The sequence below is a fragment of the Floridaenema fluviatile BLCC-F154 genome (assembly GCF_041929135.1).
Classification (GTDB): Bacteria; Cyanobacteriota; Cyanobacteriia; order Cyanobacteriales; family Aerosakkonemataceae; genus Floridanema; species Floridanema fluviatile.
In genome coordinates, this window is sequence record NZ_JBHFNS010000062.1 from 21,033 (window position 1) to 40,277 (window position 19,245).

10 protein-coding genes are annotated in these 19,245 nt (G+C 40.5%); 1 reads left to right on the forward strand and 9 read right to left on the reverse strand.

Features of this window, described 5'->3' with window-relative positions:
• Positions 1 to 23: 23 nt before the first annotated feature.
• The 9 genes from ACE1B6_RS16210 to ACE1B6_RS16250 all read right to left on the reverse strand — a co-directional run bounded on the left by ACE1B6_RS16210 (position 24) and on the right by ACE1B6_RS16250 (position 18,057).
• Positions 24 to 3,014: a pPIWI_RE module domain-containing protein gene (locus ACE1B6_RS16210; protein ID WP_413258286.1), complete on the reverse strand. Its 2,991-nt coding sequence runs from the start codon at positions 3,012 to 3,014 to the stop codon at positions 24 to 26.
• 60 nt (positions 3,015 to 3,074) lie between these two features.
• Entirely contained in the window at positions 3,075 to 6,281 is a 3,207-nt protein-coding gene (locus ACE1B6_RS16215; protein WP_413258287.1) for a pPIWI_RE_Z domain-containing protein, read from the reverse strand.
• On the reverse strand, positions 6,278 to 7,546 hold the full coding sequence (locus ACE1B6_RS16220) for a restriction endonuclease-related protein (protein ID WP_413258296.1): 1,269 nt from the start codon (positions 7,544 to 7,546) through the stop codon (positions 6,278 to 6,280). Before ACE1B6_RS16220 ends, ACE1B6_RS16215 begins: the two co-directional genes overlap by 4 nt.
• A gap of 739 nt (positions 7,547 to 8,285) precedes the next feature.
• The gene (locus ACE1B6_RS16225) at positions 8,286 to 9,356 is read right to left on the reverse strand and encodes an endonuclease/exonuclease/phosphatase family protein (protein ID WP_413258288.1); all 1,071 of its coding nucleotides are present in this window, start codon (positions 9,354 to 9,356) and stop codon (positions 8,286 to 8,288) included.
• Positions 9,346 to 10,752, reverse strand: coding sequence for a hypothetical protein (locus tag ACE1B6_RS16230; protein WP_413258289.1), 1,407 nt, complete (start codon positions 10,750 to 10,752; stop codon positions 9,346 to 9,348). The genes ACE1B6_RS16225 and ACE1B6_RS16230 overlap by 11 nt, the downstream gene beginning before the upstream one ends.
• A complete protein-coding gene (locus ACE1B6_RS16235) occupies positions 10,739 to 12,943 on the reverse strand; it encodes an NB-ARC domain-containing protein (RefSeq protein WP_413258290.1) in 2,205 nt (734 codons plus the stop codon). Before ACE1B6_RS16235 ends, ACE1B6_RS16230 begins: the two co-directional genes overlap by 14 nt.
• 400 nt (positions 12,944 to 13,343) lie before the next feature.
• On the reverse strand, positions 13,344 to 13,868 hold the full coding sequence (locus ACE1B6_RS16240) for a hypothetical protein (protein ID WP_413258291.1): 525 nt from the start codon (positions 13,866 to 13,868) through the stop codon (positions 13,344 to 13,346).
• Positions 13,869 to 13,891: 23 nt separating this feature from the next.
• Positions 13,892 to 14,413, reverse strand: a complete 522-nt coding sequence (locus tag ACE1B6_RS16245; protein ID WP_413258292.1) for a hypothetical protein — start codon at positions 14,411 to 14,413, stop codon at positions 13,892 to 13,894.
• Positions 14,414 to 14,649: 236 nt separating this feature from the next.
• Positions 14,650 to 18,057 (reverse strand): plasmid replication protein, CyRepA1 family, encoded by a 3,408-nt coding sequence (locus ACE1B6_RS16250; protein WP_413258293.1) that lies wholly within the window; start codon positions 18,055 to 18,057, stop codon positions 14,650 to 14,652.
• A 569-nt stretch (positions 18,058 to 18,626) separates the two neighbouring features.
• Here ACE1B6_RS16250 and ACE1B6_RS16255 point away from each other — a divergent pair.
• Complete coding sequence (locus ACE1B6_RS16255) at positions 18,627 to 19,073, forward strand: helix-turn-helix domain-containing protein (RefSeq protein WP_413258294.1); 447 nt, start codon at positions 18,627 to 18,629, stop codon at positions 19,071 to 19,073.
• Positions 19,074 to 19,245 lie beyond the last annotated feature (172 nt).

Sequence of the window (19,245 nt, forward strand, 5' to 3'; positions counted from 1 at the left end):
TTTCTTTATTGCTTGGTTATAAATTATTCTTCTTCAGATTCATCTTCATCAACCATCAAAACATAATCTGCCATCTGCTGTGCTAAGTGAAGGACAATCGGGCGAGCTAAGGTATCTTTGTATTGCAATGCCATCCGCCGCAATTCATGCGTCACAACTGCCCAATGCCAAGGTTCATCTTCTGGTTGTACGCAAGCTACCACTAACTCAAGTATTCCAGGGTTTGACCAATGGAGTTGAGGCTTATCAAACTTACTGAACTCAAGTTTTTCCTTGGGCATTGTATTAGACTTTTGCCCAATGCTAAGAAATATACGTTCATTACTTTCCGTCTTAAACAATCCCTCAGTCGCTACACTTACTTGCTCAATTTCTATTAACTTATCAAACAACTTCACCTTCTGTTTCTTGTTGTTGTGTAGAGCATACCATTCTGCTGTTTCCTCATCCTGACGTACCCGAACAACGCGCAGTTTGGGCATCATTTGAGGAGATTCAGTACCAAAAAATATTCCGTTTTTTAAGATTTGCTTATCCTGCAACCATTGCCAATAAAATCGAATATTTTGGGCATCGCAAAGGAGTAGTGTATCTTTGCCTCTTAACTCTTTTTCTTGCAACATTCGGCGGATGAATCCTTTAATCTCGTTGCTCTTATCTCCTGTGATACTTTTTCCTTTTGTGTTAATTTTTCTTAAGGCTTCGTCATAGGGAATCCAATCAGATATGCCGTTAAAAGTAGCTTCAATAATTGAGGAGTCAGAGCGCATTTTGACCATAACTGGGATGAGTTGCTCTTTCCCATGAGCGCTAGTTTTGGAAGTGCGGTTCACCAACCATAAACCAACGTAATTAATCGAATTAGGGAGTGCTACTGACGGAATAACTACGCGGGGAGGAGCTATCTGTACTCCCAACGAGCGCAAGAGGTCTAAAAAACTACAGATGGCTTTCTGCGGTAGTTCTTCTTGTAAGTCGTTGATTTCCTTCCGTTCTCGGCTGTTTAAATTTCTACCCTCATCATCTGCCACCTTTTCATACTTGTTCTTTAATTCCTCATGTTCAGGGACAATAAATTTTGATACTCGGTCAACTTTATCTTGAGCAAAACCTAAGCGAATAGCAGGTTGGGGGTCTGTCCATTCTGGTTTCCAATGGTCTGCCCCATATAGTTCAACTAATACTCCTACTTTTCCTGTTACAGGGGGCATTTCATCAACGATTTCTGTTACTTCATCCTTTCGACTGTTAATAGCATTTACTCGTTCTGCTGATTTGGGTTTCTTTTTTGAATCTGTAGATAAAGGTAAACGCTCTGCTAATTTTCCTATTTCTTGCGTGCGGATAGTTACGGTCAAATCTACATCAGAGAAATTATGAATCTCTGTTCTCGCCTCTGCCAACCCTAAGCAATACCAGACAGCTTTTATGAGTGCATCGCGAGTTGAATCGTTAATATACCAAATCTCAACGACTAACTCTTTACCAATACAGTTACGGATGGCACGACGGAGCCTTTCTCTCTCTGCTTGAAGTTGTTCTAAACGTTTTTTATAACGAGTGTATCTGGCTTGGAATTTTTCTTCTGTTTCGCCTTCTTCCCTCTGACATTTTTCCCACTCAACCTGTTGTTTTTGTAGAAGGGTTTCGTACCTAGCTTGAAATTGTTCTTCTGTTTCGCCTTTTTTCTTTTTAAAATTTTCCCTCTGAGACTGTTGTTTGGTTAAGAGGTCATTTCTTCTAGCTTGGAAGTCTTCATCTGTCTCCCCTATTTCTCTATCTGTAACTGCGATATTCCAAGATGTTCCATCAGGCTTAGGTAAGTCAAATAGTTGAGCAGAATTCTTTGAATCTATTTTAAAACTAAACCGTTCATAATCTATCAGTTCCCAATCATCCTTTAACACCAATGCTATCTGTTGAGCTAATTGACGACGGTTAATTGGTGGCAATCCCTTTCCCACCTCATGACTTGGAATCATGCCATCTTTATAGGTGATACAAATATTAGGAATACCGTGCAGATTAAGAGCTTTTACTGGGTCAGCTAATATTTCTTCTGGTGTGTAGGGAAGTGGATTTAATTTTTCTAACAATCCAGATAGATTATTATTCCATTTAGGCGCACCTTTCCATACCATTGGAGCTACTTGAAAATATTCTGTATAATCATCAGGATTTAGCCCAGTACCCCATTTAAGCTTGGTACGAATGTATGTAGAACTAGCCTGACCTCCAGGTAGTAAACCAGTGCCATTTCTACTGCACCACCGCCGTATACCCATATTGCATTGAATTTGAGGGTATGGTTGAAACGGAACCGTTTGCACTTTCAAAGTCAGAACTATTGAATAATAGTAAGTATGATTTTTCTGTGCGTAATGCAGAGGCGGCCACGATATTAATTCGGCCCCAGAGCCATCTAATGGCGCACACCGATAGAACTGAATTTTTTCTTTGTCTAAGTTAAACTTTAGCTCTGGCTTACTTAGTTGCGTTGCTAGTATGTCAGGTAACAGAATAAATCCATTCGCACCATTAGTAATATTTGCTGTTCCGTTGTTGTATGTATCCCACAATTTCTTTGGGTTTAAAGTGACTGGTTCCCATTTTAATTTTTCTGGATACAACAAATTCATTGCGGCTTTTCGTTGCTCGCTGGTTATCCCTTGCTTTCGCTTGTTAGGGTTCTCATCAGGGAACTCTGTATCTATCCAATGAGAAAAAATTACTGATAACTTATCTGTTGGAATAGGAACTGGACTATACAACCAAAATTCTTCCCTCATTTTACCAATGTAAATTAGACCGGGGATGCTTGCCCGTAGAGCTTCGTTGAGAGAGGCAAGCGGAATTCCTACTTTGTCATTGGAACGGTTATCTCTCTGTGCTGTAAGACTTTTTAATACATCCTTGGCAGCTTCTGGAAACTTAAGCACAGAAAATTGTTGCGCGGGTAAATCGTGTTTCAATCGGAAAGCACACAGACGGATTTTGTTGTATTCGGTTCTCATAAATCAAGTAACCTGTGAGTAGGTGTAGAAAGAAGAGCGGAAAAGTTTTTCGTGCTGGAGTTAGAAAAGATTTTTAGTGTTGGCGATCGCCTCATAGAAAGGTTTATACAAAGCCTGAACTATCTGCCTATCTCGTTGGGTAATCTGAGGAGCTTCTCCCTCAAAATAGGGTTGTAGCAAATCTCGGATGCCAACAAGAATACTGGTAGAAGGACTATCCTCTTGGTCGTTCATTTGTGCCACATTTAGCCCAAATTTTGCATCGCACCAAAACAGTTGAGCATCACTGCTACCGCGAATTAGACGACCTATAACTTGCCAAAGAGAAACCGCAATATCCCAATGCACAGCCGTCAAATCTTTTTCATCAAGAGTTCTTAGCCTTACTGGTAGGTGTAGCAAACGCAGCCATTGACGGTAAGCAGTGTCCCGAAAATTTTTACCTAATTCCTCAAGGTTTTCTCCCGTAAACTTCTTATAGTTGTCAATCGCCCAACGGTTGATGGAGTGAATAGCATAGCTTAGGTCATCAGGACTTGGGTGGGGTAGAACTAAGAAGTAAGCTGCCCCAATCACCGCCATTCCATTCTCATCAACAATATTGTGACCGCGTTCTATAGCTTTTAGTGGGGCGATTAGAATTACTTTGTCTGGTTTATTGGCAAACTCAGATACTCTTCCTCGTTGCAATATGTTAACAATTTCATTCTCTAAATCATCATCAAGCCATTCTGATTTATTATCATCTCTCGTTAATGCTATAACCCGATTTCCCCACCCTAAACGAATTAGATGTTCGTGGACTATTTTGACTTGTTCGTAGCTGTTAACTACAAGCAGTATTTTCCGTCCTTTAAGGTCTGCTAGTGTTTGCTCTAAATATTCTTGTTCTACCAATTTGGTGATGATTTTCTCCAAGTTTTTTTGCTTTTTGTCCCCTGCTCCTGACACAACAATTGGTTGATTAGAGTCATTGTCGTCCAGAGGTAAGAACTGAGAGTAAATTGAAAATTGCTTATTAGTATCTGGTGACAACACTCCAGTTACAGGTACATCAACATGGTATGCTGGAGACTTTCCAGCCCAACTCGTTCCTGACATCAGCAAAATGTGGGGACTTGCTATGTTGTCGCTGCCGAACAGATCATTGAAGTGTAAAAGTAACCAACGCCCGATACCTGTACAGCGGAAAAACCGTAGACTTGCTAACGGTTCTTTATAAGATTTGTGGTACTGAAATGCCAACTGATTTCCCATCGGCATCGCGGGGATTATAGCGTTGTAGTCAGCAGGTGGTGCTTGAAACCACATTGCATCTTCTGGTTCCAGTTTGAGGATGTCTTGTACCTGTCTCCAGCGATTCATCATAAAATAGAGTTTGTTTTGCAAAACGCACACTAGCAACGCAAACTCTAGCTTGACAGCTATTTCTTGAATTTTCTCTGGCTCTAATGGGATAATGGCATTTTCCTTGACCCAATTGCACAGGGCTTCCTCCTTGCCACTGTCTTTGTGAGTAAGAGTAAACAGTTTATTCTTGTCATTATCTAAATCATTGATATAGGGCTCAAATACCTCCTTCATTAAATTGTCAGCATTTTTTGGTCCAGCTAAATCAATAGCCACTTCTCGCAACAGCAACCAATCGGTGAAATATTTCTTACTATTTTGCCATTGATATAATTGGGGATTATCTCCTCCTAACATCCCGTAAATTGTGTCAGTTATTCCTCTAGCTTGTTGACAAGCATTCCACCAATCTCTGACAATTTTTATGCGAAGGGGTTCAGAATTTTGCCGCCTTAATTCAGCGTCAACTTTTTGGAAAACTTCATCCAACCAAGCATCTCTTGTCGGTCGGCGTAATGTCTGTTCGGGGCTAGATGCTTTATCCAAGTAAGCTTGATATTGGTCTACTTCATCTACAATTACTAAATCACTCCGTCGAAAAACCAACTCAGCATAAAGCAGACTTTCTCGGTTTATCTGTTGTGGTACCCGACTGTAAACTAAACTGCCTGGTGTCGCAATCCAGATAGAAGCTGTTACTAAGTCGCGTTCTTTCTGATGGTAGGAGCATACACTATAAGCCGAACAAGCTATTTTTCCTTTAGGCGATTTTGATTGTTTCCCATCTAGCTCATCATTTTCTGTCGGTTCTGATTTCTTAATTAGTTCTAGAGACAAACAAGGTTGTTGACCTACTTCAAACGGTTTTGTCATTTCGGGCTTGACTAAACCACTTAATAAGCAAGAGTTGCTGATCCATTGAAAGCAGGGATGGTCTTGATTGAATGGTTCTTCTGGATGGAGATTATAAACGGCTTGATGCAACCGATTGATATGACTCTTTCTGTTTGAATTACCCAAAATAGGAGCCACTTTAGTAATTCCTACTTCAGCAAACATCTTTGCCAATTCAAAGATTTGTAGGACATCTCCTACTACTAATGTGACGTGCAATCCTTTTCTTACTGCCCAAACAGCTAAGACTTTCATCAAATTAGATTTGCCTGACGATACCATCCCGACTAAGTGCATCATCTTATTGATGGTGAGCGACTCGGTAGGGACTAGACAATCTTTATCGTCAAATACCTGTAACTTGACATACTTTATCCAACTTTTCCAATATGGTTTTAGTCTCTGTTTTTCCCTTTGTTTATCCATCCATTCTGCTGTTTCTTCCAGTTCTGCCCAACTGACATAAAGCGGATCTCTTTGTGGCTTACCAGTTAAAGCGTGGCTGGGTGGGCAAGATTTTACCAGTTCAGGAGGAATTGTAACTGTTTCTATTATTCCGTTTACTGCACACTTGTATGTATGTTCGGCTTGGGTCCACTTTAATTCGCGTCTTCTAAACAAAGGAACAGGGTATTTTAATGTCTTAGCATATAGGTCAAACCGGAAATTTGCCGTTGTTATTTTGCTATTTTTTTTAAACTCTTGCAGAGACTCCGAGACTTCGTAACCCCGCCGATCTATCGGTAGCTTTCGATAATGCTTTAGTGCTTCTGACCATACATACGGTCTTCTGTACTCTGTCAGCAGATGACGACCAGAAGCATACATTCTGTGTTGCGACTTATTCCATTCTTTTGATTCTGGAATAGAGAAAGGATAACCAGTCAGTAATACCCATAGACTGCTGGCAGGGGCGTTTGGGATTAATGAATGTAATAAGTACAGTCCTAACTCTACGTCACACAAATCTTCATCTAAGCCTTCTTTGATTAGCGAATTACGCCATTCTGTTGTATTTCTCATTTTTGAAAAGTCTTTAATTTTTTCTCAACTACCTTGATAAAATCCCCTTCAAACATCACCTGAGATTTCTTGGGTTTAACTGGACAATTAGCCCGGAACTCTTGAATATACTCGTCACCATAGCTGCTAATTTCATCAGCAAAGACAAAAAATGCTTCGTGATATGGCTGATGAGGAAGTTTAGGAATAGGTTCAACCTTCTTCGCCAAGTTGTATGCCGATTCCCAAAATTTTACGTCTACTGCCCATACTGTATTATCGGGAAAGACAATGTGCAGATCATATTTATCGCAATCCGGGTAAAGAGTAACTTCTAATCCTAACTGTTTTAAACGTTCTTCTATTCGCAGTTCAGCACAACCCGGACGATGAATAAAATACCGCAGTCCTTTTTTAAGCCATAAAACTTCGTCATCTTTATCACACTGAAAAGGAAACGGGGGTTTTTTCTTATTAGCGCAATGTTTATTTTCACACTTTAATTGATTGTCCGCAGTCCGGTACATTAACCCACTACAGTGACCGCAACAGTAAAATTTTCCATTTTTTTTGTAAGAGTCAGGAGCTTGTTCATAACTATCTTGGACGACTTTTTGTAAGGATTTAAGTTCGAGAACGCTTTTAATATCTCGTTCTCCCTTTGTGATGACGGGACAGGAGATTAGTAATCGGCGAAACTTTACATATAGGTCTGGGTCTTGCACCGATTTTCTGAAAACTTCTTGCATCACTTCTCTTTGAATTCGTTCGGTTTCATCAATGTATGACCCGTCTAACTCAATGCAAAATCCGCTTGGCTTTTGCTCTTCTATAAATTGGGCATCATTCCACTCATCTGGACAGTCAATTTCAATAGGCCAATCTCTTAGAGGATGTTGCGCCCAATTGGTGACAAAATCAGGAACTCCTTGTGGTTGGGGTTGATTTTGCATCACACAGATAGCTTGTAACTTTTCCACCCCCAGTTGCAGTGCTCCTGGATAAGGAAAAAGCCGAGACTTTTGCATTTGTTGGGCATACTCAACTATTCCCTTAGCTATCTGGCGTAGGGTCAACTCATCATCTGTGGTCTTTTCCTTTTTTGAGATTGGCTTTGTCGTTTTATCAGGTTTATCAGGCGATACATAGGAGGTGATATCGAATCTCCTCTGCCCCGAAGGTGTCCTGATTGCCTTTATCTTCCCGGCAGCTTCCCACCGTCTTAGGGAGTCTACACTCACTCCCAACAGTCGTGCTGCCTCTTTGGGGCTTACATACTCTGAAATCTTTTTTTCCTCAACTCTTCCTGACTACTATACCACTTTGCATAGGTTTGCATAGGTAAATCTATGTAAAAAAATATTAGAGAGAAAATCTTAAGCGGATTCCCAGACTCGATGGATAACCACCATTAGGAGAGATTTGGACTTATGGCTCAATCGCTCAGGTTGCTGGTTGCCAGCCTCCACCTTCAAATCGCATGACAAATTAATTTAGTGTCTCCAGTTCACTTTTAAATTTTTTACTAATATTTTTTTAGGAGGCTTAGCCTCATTTTTTTAGCAGCTTTTTCATTTTGGTGACTTTGACATCGGAGCGGGAAAATTGTTACTCCCCCGCTAAAAAAATGAAGAGCTTTATAAAAAATGCTTTAGCCGTAGTAGCCATCCTTTCAGTGCTGGCTGGCTTTTTTGACAACCCAGAAATTTTAAAGAGCAGCTATCGCTGCACTTTCACCCAAAAACTCAACCATCGATACTTTTATCGAGCCAATAAGTACCCATTTTTTTAGGAGGAAAAAAGAGGTGAAAATGATCCTATTTTCACTACTTTTTCCTATTTATTCCTACTTTCGGGCAAATTTGGCAGCTATTATTGCGAATAATTCTGATTTTTGGAGGGATTTTATGCACACCTAGCACTACTTGTTTCCCCATCGCTGTAGTAGCAAGCCATGTCAAATGTACGTACAAGCATCAAAAAGTGAAAATTTGGGCAAAATTGATGTTGATTAAAAGCGCTCGCCTACTCGTTTTTGGAAACCTTGTTGTGCTCTGTTGCCTTCAAAAATAGTTTTGTAATTATTGGTAAGTGATCCGAACCTGTTTTAGACAAAACCTGCGTAGCTTGCGATATCCAATCATCAGAGTGCATGATGTAATCAATTCTAACTATTGGATTATTTAAATTTATTTCTCCATTGGGGTTTTTGTGAGCAGGCCAAGTAAAACCGAACCCCCATCCAGATTCTTGAAAAGAGTCTATGAGTATTTGGGTTAAATAACTATAATCTTGGGCTTGATCTGTCATATTAAAATCTCCCGCAGCAATAACTGGAAGCTGTTCATCCTGAAGTAACTTAACTAAAGTCTGGATTTCGCTAGAACGAGTGGAATAGTCATACATTGGTAGAATAAAGGAAAAGAAAATCTTCTGAGGGCGGAACCAAGGGTAGGTTGTATGAATGTTATAAGCGACTATCTCTCGTTTATCAATCTGGAGAGTAGCCCTCTGCTGAAATACAAGTCCTTCGTCTGCCAGTTTAAAATCTTTAGAAGAAAGGATAGGATATCGGCTTAATATTCCCATACCTACCTGTCTTTCACTAAGCAGTGGGCCATGAACCTGATAGGGATACGTCTTGATTAAATCAGACCATCCATTCTTAATATATTCATTAGTAACTTCTTGTAAAAAAACAACATCTGCATCTTTTTCCAAGATAAAAGAGTTTAAAAATTTAGGTTCAACTAGATGTTGCCCAACATTCATCGACAAAACAGTAATGCTAGGAGAAACATTTCCTATGTCAAAGGCTTTAGGAGAAAAATACTTTGCATGAACCCAACCTAAAAGGATTAACACAGCGAGGCATGAAATAATAAAAAAAAATCTGTTTCTTAAAGACAATGAGATAATCGGCAAAGTAAATATCGGTAAAAGAATCCAAGGAATGAAGTTACTGATAAAGCCTACTAGAGCTAATTTATCCCAAAATAAAAGCCTCAGCGTAAAATAGAGTGTGAGAAATGCAGTATAAGCACAAAATGTAGCTAAACTTATTATTTTAAATATTAAAATAATATTAGTTTTCATATTTGTTATTTTGATGAATTGAACAAGGGCATCTGTAAAGAACTTTATCAGAATTTAATTTTCGCCATATAATGAATCTTATCTTATAGAAAATACCGAAAATCATTTTTTTTGCATAACGGTATAAAAGTAAAATACCACCTGATTTCTTGAACTCATCTGATGCCAGAGCTTTCCAACCAGTTTGCCATGCTAAATAAAATCTCAGATTCGTTACATAAAACCAAAAGAGTTGTACAAGCGCTAACAAGTATCCTCGATAGTAACCTATTTTATATGCCTCATCCCTAGCTTTTATGATTTCTGTTTCTTGTGTTTCAAAAGTTTGTCTATGACTTTGATCTTGATAAGCAGGATACTCCTTTGTCATATTAGCTTTAGCTAGTTTAACTTGAGCCAAACCAGATTTGCTAATGTAGTATTCTTGAAAAATTTTATAGCTCTCTTCATAATGATAAAAAGCACTATCTCTGATTTTGCAGATATCAAGTATTTGTCCTAATCTTAAGTGATAAAAAGCGGTAGATAAAAGACTATCTAATAAATTTCTTTGGTTGTTATTTTCTTCAAGTATTGTTTGTGCTTTCGTATAAAAAATAGCTGCTTTCTTAAATTGATATTCTTCAAAATACGTTCTTCCAATGTAATGATAACAAGTACTTAAAGCTCTATAAACTAATTCCAAATTTTTTCGATTATCTAATTTTTCGAGTATCGCCCTTGCTGGAATTAAATATTGTCTACACTTATAAAAATTAAATTGAAAAAAATAATATTGACCCCATAGAACCCAAAGCCGAGCTAAGTTTTCCTCAGTTGGCGAATAGCTATTACAATATTTTTCAACTTCTAGTAAGATTTCTCTCATTTTCTCATATTCACTGATATTCTCATAGTACTGAGCCAGTTCCAGCTTGCTTTCAATATACTCTTGTTTATCTTTAGAAAATTCAATTGCTTGAAGTAAGCAATTTATAGCTTTTTCATCGTAATTGTTGCCAGTCGCTTTAAGGCAACGATGTTTTGAAATATATAAATCAGCCAATGGCATTTTATTACTTGATTTGCTCCTCGCATTTCTGGATTTTTCGATGTTTTGGAGCGCTTGTTCAATGACCTTAATCCACTGATATGACTGATTAGCTTGAATAGCGTTCTTAGTAAATTTTGTTACTACTTTGCAATATGTTAGTAACTGATTAAAATTATTTTCATTATTTGTCAATGCTATTAATACATGATCGGTAATAGCATTATCATCATATTCATAAAAATTAGAATCTTCCAGCCAGCCTTCGAGTGTTCTTTTAGCACCTCCTTCATTCTTGTACTGCTTGTTTTTTTCTTGAGTTTCAAGCTTCTTAGCTTCTGGGTCAAACTTCTTAGGAAGGGCCATTTAAATACTCATATAATAAGTTATGAATTGAATAACGTGGTTCTTCATGGATCTGATGAGGAAGAGGCAAAAGTAGAGAAAGTCGAACACACTCCTGTATAGCTTCTTTGAGTTCATTATCTCCCAGTCCGCTGGTATTTTTCAACTTTTGATAAGGAACTGCACTACTGTGACTATAGTTAGTCATAGCACTCAAAACTCTATTAGCGTTATCTGAAATTGAATCTATAGCTTCTCCATATAAGTAAGCCAAAAGTTTATTTTCACTTCTAATGAAGTCAATAATTTCATCCAAAGGTGAATCATATCTTCTAATCAGGCTCACCACAAGCTTAATTAGAAGCGGGTTTCCTTCAGTTTTATCATAAATAGGTAGTAGTTGGCGAGCAGTCGCATTTTTGATGCGCTCAATATCATTTCCTTTATACCTGATTAATTCTAAAGATGCGTTTTCGCTTAATCCTCTAATTTCCTTCTCTCTAAAGTCAATTCTTGATCCTTGAAGTTTGACTCTGGATGTAAAAATAACTTTACTTGGCCTAAAGTTTTTCTTAGCATTATGAAACTCAAATTTTGCAAACAAGGTTTGATACTCTTCCAGAGTTTCTAGATTATCTATAACTACCAGATAACGAACAGATTGGAGTTTTTCTTGCAAGTAAGTAAACTGATGCTCTAACGCAGGTGGTAGTATTATTTCTAGTTGCCTTGCTATCTCTATAATCATTGAATCAACATTCAAATTATCTCCTATAAGTTCAATTTCGCCTATTTCTGGATTCAAAGCTCTTCGTTTAGCAGTAATCCAAGCTAACTTTTCAAATCCTAATTTCGCTGTATTTTCTCTGACTAACTTCTCAACAATCGATGTTTTACCGATACCCCCCGCACCTGTAACACTAATAAACCAACTACCTTCAGTATCTTGCAGATACTGTCTTAATATTTCTAGATTTTCCTCGATACCAAATAATTTTTCTTCGGGTGCGATATTAAGTTTTTTTTGTAAGATTTTTTCGATCTGGCTTTGACTCGTTAAATATGAATCAATACTTATTTTAGCCGTCTCTTGAGTAGTTTTAGCCTGTGAATCCACACGCTGTACATCCCTAACACGAAGTCCCAATATCTCAGCGAGTTGTGCAGATTTGTGCAGATCTTCAAGCTGCTTAATACCTTTCTCTGAACCTTCCAAAACAAGGATTATACTGCCTCGTTCAATCCCGACTATTGTCAGAGAGGAATCACACGAAACTTCTCGCAAATAGGCAATAATAGCTTTAGCTTGTGCTTCGTAAATAACGCTAAAAGTTTCAGCATTAATTACAACTGCTAATCGGTATCTAGAGGATGAAATAGTTCCACTATCGTTGGGTTTGTTTAACCTTACTTTGATTTCTTCAATACCAGATGTAACCTTGGTAAAACCCTCATCCACTATCTTTTCAACATCTACCAGTTTATCTCTAAGCTTAATCATTACTTGGTTCACATTGGACAATGCCTCTTCCAAATCTTGAAGTGTTAATGGTTTTACTCTCTGACTGGCATTAATATGAGCATTCAGATTATCGTTTATTTTGACAAGTAACTGTCCTTCAAAAATATTACTAACTTGCTGATTATTCTTAAGTTCATCAGCAAAATAGATACACACCAATTGAAATAATCCTGCTCTCTCTCGCTTCACTTTTTCTACATAACAAGCTGGCTCATTACCCTTGAGTGCCTCGGCTAGGAATTTGTCCTTAATTTTTTGAAAAATATTTAATGATAATGTGTTTTCTGAAGTCAGGAGTAGACCGATATCTTCTGGTAATTGAATCGGTGTTTCAAAAGATTCTACCCTTTCAATTGCTTTCAGGTCTTTTGACCATTGAGCGAGCTGTCGGTTGAGCCAGCGAACTTCACTCCGATGTTGCTTTGGGAAAAAAGGCCACCAAGCATGAAAGGTAGGGAATCTCCCAGCTAGCTCATTACGACATTCTAAGGCAAGGCTTTTACTTGCCTTGAGCAACGACCTTTTTACAGCCTTTTGTAGGTCATGATTGACTGGCCTGCCTCCTTGATTGAGGTAGTTGATGAAAGATTTGTACGCGGGAGTCAATGTTCTGTCTGTGAGGTTCGTCCACAGACCTGATATCAATCCTGCCAGAATTGACCCAAAAGTAAACCCCTCAAGCGAACCCATCGCAATAGCTTCCTATAACGTGGTGAAGCAAAACAGTTTTTTTTAAGGATAAACTATTCCTCTTGAGGTTGGTAGCAGTAAACTTATGGTCTTAGAACCTTTCACTAGTACCGTCACCTGTCCACTTTCACACTGGCGAGAAGTTCCCACTTCAGCTGGCATAAATACTTACAGCCCAAAACTAGCTTGTGCTGATATAAGCTGCAAAGTAGTAATGAAAAACTATACACAGTAAGGATTTCAGCGATCAACTTAATAGAGGGTATTGGACTTAAGTTCAAGTCAAAACCAATGGGGGAAACCCTTACATAGTAAAGGTTCCAAGTTTTACCTTGCGGCTCATATCATCGCAAGCTAGTTTGAGGCCAATTGGTATTTCACAGAAAACAATAAAAATTCCCTATGCCGGGGCGATCGCCTCTTTCATAGTGCTGTCTCCAGTTTCTTTGAGCTTGTAGAGAGGTTGTAGCTTTGGATCGTAAAACCCATCGTCAGGCGCATAAATAATCCCAGATAACCTAGATGCTAAATAAGCTTCCAAACAATCCAGCATCGCCCAGCCATCGTCTGTTAACCCCACCGGATCGATTTCGAGGGCGATTACCTGCTTGCTTGCGGCGAGCTTGTTCACCAGGTCTGGAGGCAGGTGTGACTTGGACGATAACTCAATAATTTCTATTGTCTCCTTAACTTCTGAGTCGAGAAAAAAGTCATTGACATTTCTTGAGATCGTTATAGGACGCTTACCCGCTTGGTAGTGTACGGTCAAAGATTTCCAAGGAGTCAAAGAATCCCCTTCGGAAAATTTGTCTACTTCAAAATGTGGAGTCTCATCAAAGTAGCAGCCATCAACAATGAAATCGATAATTTCGCTGCTATCAATCGGTTGGTCGGACTGACAAAATACCCGCAGAAAGTAACTCATAACCCTATTCCTATTGTCTTGACTCAATCGCCACTGCCGAAACTTTTTGTTTCTACATCGTCTCCCCGTCGATAGGTAATGCGTCTGGTTATATCCATCTTGTCTACAAAAGTGACTGTATCGTTCTCGCTCAGGGCAGAAATCTCATTTTTCAGCTTCGCCCTTTCCCGCGCTTGAGGCATTCCATTTTGGAGCATCTCTCCTACCTCAGCATAATCGATACTGCCATCAGGATTATATCTAACTAGATCCGGATATCTGCCGCCCAGTTCCACATTTTCGACATTCTGAAATCCTTCACGTAAGAGTGCTTGACGTGCCGCCACTTGTTCGCTTCCCCCAGGTCTGCCGGGACGACCCCCAAGACTAGCGGGGTCAAAGTACCTTTCTTTCCAAGTCTCGAAGGATAAAATATCCTCCTGTTGTTTCCCGGCTTGATACTGCTCGTATTTATAGCGTTGATATCGCCAATTAGCTGCGCCTGGGTCGTTGAAGTTAGGCTTCGCGCCTTCTGGTGGTTGCGGTGGCCAGTCTGGGTTAGACATCTGTGCAAAATCGTTGTGAATACCGTATGAGAATAGCTTGATGAGGGAGTCTAGGGGGTTCATGGATTTTCTCCGCGTATTTCGCTGTAAGTATTCCCAGCGCCAACGAGTGTTTGCCCCGCTCTAGAGAACGCGCTTTCAACCAGCTTTCGCTAACTGGAAAGCCCTTTTCTCGTGTTGCTGGCTTTAAAAGCAACAGCATAAGAAGAGGAGCTTCAGCTCTTGAGAAAATCGACTTATGTGCTTCCCTCATATAGTTTGAGTTCGGACAGAGGAGCTTCCCAAATGGGGGCAATGTCCGGCAGTTTCAAGTAATCGTCATATTTTGATACTTGGGCGATGAGTCCAGAAATCGCACAAATAATATAGAGCGACATCCATTCATTCCACTTGACGAGGCTGCCTACAACTAAATCTGCTCTGGATGCAGGTGCATTTTGTTCGGTTTCTCCTTTTGGTGTCTGAGCATCGCTACCCGCCTCTAATTCTTGAACCTGCTTGGGTGGCTCTGGTATTGTCTTGTCTTTTGTCTGTGTCCCATTCCCCTCAGCATCGGTAGTAACCCCCCCCAAAACTTGTTCTGGAAACCCAGTTTTGGGGGGGGTCACTACCGGGTCAACAGAAGGCTCAATGCCATACTGGGCTTGCATCCGGGCAGCATAACGCGACCTTTCTTCTTGTCTGTGACGACTTGCCTCTTCCCTTTCCTGGCGCTTGCGTTCCCGGTGGGCAATGACAGCAAAAGCAAACTCTAATTCAGGGCGACTGAGAACATAAACTGCCAACTGTTCGCCCCGTCCCCCTTCCCGGCACTTTTCTTCTAGCTTTAGTCCGAGTTGGTCTAGGAGCATTCCCAGTAACCAAATTGGTTTACAATCTGGAGGGACGGTGAAGCCCAGTATTGCCTTTACGTGAGCCGCACACTTGATGGCAATTTCAGTCATCTTTATTAAGTCTGGATCTGTGGCGCGGAATTCACGGGTCAAGTTTTTGAGAATTTCGTGCAACCCCAGATTGTAGCGAGCTAACCACCGCGCCGAGTAATTACCCCAGTCCGTGCAGATGGGTAAATTGTCTCGCTCTTGCTTTTCGCGATCGGACACAATTTTAGGTGGGGCAGGGAACTCCCGTCCGGTACCAAGATCGGTAATTGTGCCTTCGGGTGGGGCTAAAATTGCTTCTAAGGAGGCGATCGCTTTTATCAGTCTCCCCCCATTATCTTTCTCTACTAACTCCTCGGTAACATCCATACCGTAAGAGTCTTTAATCCTAAACTTCTCGCATTCTAGTATCTGTTCGGGTTGCAAATAATCCCGACTAGAGCGAGAACGGTACTCAGTAGCAGAAATATTATTAGCATTGGTTACTCCTTGATAGTACTCTTTATCGAGTGCCTTGGCTGCCTCTAGCAGTCGTGTTCGTTCATCTTTATCTGATTCCTTACCCAAAGGGATAATTTCATTGTTCATCTCCTGCAACAATAAGCGCAGATCTGCTCGAAGATTATTAATAGATTGATGCCTATTGGCTGCAATTTTCACATAAGCATCTAATGCCCAATCTTTCTCAACACCTCGCCTTCCTGTCTCTCTGTCAATGCGAATTAAGAAAGCAGCAACTTCGTTAGTGTATAGTAAATGTTCTTTGATTTTGCTCCAGTTACATTCCTTATATCCAAAAGGCGGACGGGGTGCTACCCAGATATGAAAAGGCACGTTAGGACGGTAACGATACATCATTTGGGCGCATTCAGTAGCGGTTTGCGAGACAGCATGAAACACCCCAAATACGGCATCAAAATGATATTCTCCTTCTCCCCCACAGATATCTACTCCCGTTCCCAAACTTGGACTAGCAAGCAAAAGATCAATGTTTTTAACGGCGTTGGTGATGTCTTTAATAAAGGCAATGTTTTCATCCGCACCAGAGTTTTCCGAGTGAATAGCCCAAACCCTTAACCGATGTTCGTCGTTATCCTCTTTATCATCAATAATAGTAAGATTCAGTCGCCGTTCCAACGTCTTAACAAATCGCTTGGAATCAGAGACAACCATTGCCTTTTCCCCTATCATGAGAAGGGAGCAAAGTTGAGAAATTAAAGAAGTAGAATCATTTCCTTCATACCAATAAACTTGACGACCTCCATTTTTGAACTCATTTTTGATGATAAATGGCACTTCTTGCGGCGGACGCATGGCTCGGAAAAAGTCTACAGTAATATCGTCCATGTGTGCATCAGCTAGCACTACTAACTGGGCGTTGTAGACGAAATATTCCAGGACTCCTAGTATTTCCGCCCGATGTTCTTTACAAGTTTTAGAATGCAATAAATGGACGAGATACTGACAAGCTTCGTCAATAAAAACACAGCCGTATTGATTGGCTTGGGTTTCCAGTTTGTAAAGGCTATCAATAGTAATTGATAAAGCAGTTGCTTTCCCTAAATACCCCGAATCGAGGGCAGTATACATCTCAGTTTCTAGTCGTTCTGCCAGATTTTTTAAGAGGTTAACGCGATGTCCGTTGTTAAGAAATCTGGAGTCTGGATGTTCTTCTCGCCAGAGTCGCAAGAGTTCTGTTTTTCCGGTTCCCATGTCTGACCAAAGAACGACTAGACCAATATCTGGTAATCGAACTTTATTAGAAATATATTGCTCGTTAACAATAAGATTTGGCTTATATTTATCAGATAAACCGCGATGACGAGGACGTTGCAGTTGGATATAATCTGATAGAGAAAATGCGTCCTCAATTAAGGCAGCTACCAACCGGGAGGAGACTTCCAAATCGTTTTGGAGTGCGACAATCCAATCGTCAATCCCTTTTTCTGGGCCAGGGAGACAAGCTACTTCCACGTCACATTTTAAAGCTTGAATAGTTTTCCCAGTACGGATAATTGCCTGATAAATATGCCAACGGGTTTTGAGTTTGGTTTCATAGTCGAACAGGATAATAAACTTGCGCCCACCCGTCGCCATTGGCACTAAATCTGGGTGCAGTGTTTCGTTACAATTCTTCTTCCCAACTCGACCGCCCCAAATCCCCGGAAGTCCAATAGCAACAAATCCCCTGGACAGGAGTGCAGCGGCTTTCTTTTCTCCTTCGCATAAAATTATCGGGATTTGTGGGTTATCCTTTACCCAAGCCCAAAAGCCAATGGCATGACCGTCATCGGTGATAATGATATCTTCCGGCATTGGCACGTTGTAGCGTTCTGATACCAATTGCCAAAGGCCAAGGGACATCCGATGATACATGACCCGGTTGGGGGTCTTGGGCGGGGATTCGTACTTAACGAGTTTTTCTGTCTGTTGTCCCTTCTGCTTATCGTAGTTAAAGCGGGGGTCGGAGGACTTAAATCTGCCCCATTCCATCGGTTCCCAGTTGAAGAGGGGGTCTAAACCACTGACCCACCAACCGCCTGCTTCTACATGAGAGTATCGCTTGAGAAAACCTTCTGTGACTCTTCCGGCGTTTTTCCGGGGGATATCGGGCGAGATAAACAAATAGCTGTAAGGGGCATTTCCCTGCAAATGAATGTAGTTGAGGGAAATTAGGTCAGGATGGATGCCACTGCCAACTGCCAGTTCTCGATACTCGGCACTGGTGAGATTATTGGGGTATTGTTGGGATGCCTTGCTCATGATGCCACACCCAAACGAATTTTGTGGAGTGCTTGCGGTTTGGGTTTGTGGTTGGTTTGAAGAATGAAGAGAATTTGTTTTACAATTCATAAAGAACCAAATTTATAAAGAACCTGGAGAGAGGAAAGAAAACCCTTGGATTCAGGTTTCGGTGTCAGAAGCCGAGTCGGACGTTGGTAGCGGTAGACTCGGTTTTCTGGCGTTTGGGTTAATTAAGTGCAAACGCAGTGAGTAATGCCAGTGTGATGTAAAAGTAAGGAACATCCAGCAGTAGCGCGTATGCTGGAGAGTTTTGCTGTTTTACTGACACTGCTAAACGATAAAGCTACTAGGGGAAGCTGCTCGCATTTCTGTAAATGGGCAAATTTTAACAGCCCAAAAGATGCGATGTGAAATAATATAAGAGGCATAGCGTATCCTTTGCTGCGTAACGCAGCTGTTTGTAATCAAGGGGGTGGAGGAAGTTCTCAGTTTTCCAGTCCCGGAACTTCCCCGCCTAGCCTTGCTAATAGATTTGTTCTATTTTATAACTCACGGTAGCATTGTTAGTTATGATTGATTCATAAATTATGAAATATGGCTTACAAATAAAACCAGAACAATGCTCTCGGCTAGGACAGGAAATTCTCAAGTACATAGAGGAAAACCAGCTTAGCATGAGTGAAATGGCAAGGCGAGTAGGTATAACTCAGCCAGGGTTGAGGGAGTGTTGCTGGCATAGAGCTATGCCTACTGAAGCTACCTTACGAAAACTGGCTAATTTGATGGGTAAGCCCCCTGAGCAGCTTCTTAAATGGATCTACGAAGACAAAATCAAGTATGGGTATGAAGCAGGTGTTGCGGAGGCTCTGCTACAGGCGATCGAAGATGCAATTAAAGTTATCCGTATATTGGTAAACGATTACCCACCCGAAGAAAGACCTTCTGACTACGAAATTATTGAACAGGCTCTAAACCAAACCCTAAAAGTATTTAAGCCTTTCGGTCTAAAAACCAAAGAGTTAGCCAAACAGTAGCTGATTGAGATATTGTTAGCGGTTAGCATCGATTCCCAATTTCTTCTCAATCCGCTCCAACTTCGTCTTATTCCATCCAGTTCTCTGCCAAATACTATACATATACGCTTTCATTTCTTCAAAAGAACGGTCGGGCAGCGTTTGAAAAATTGTCCAATTGACAATAGCGAAG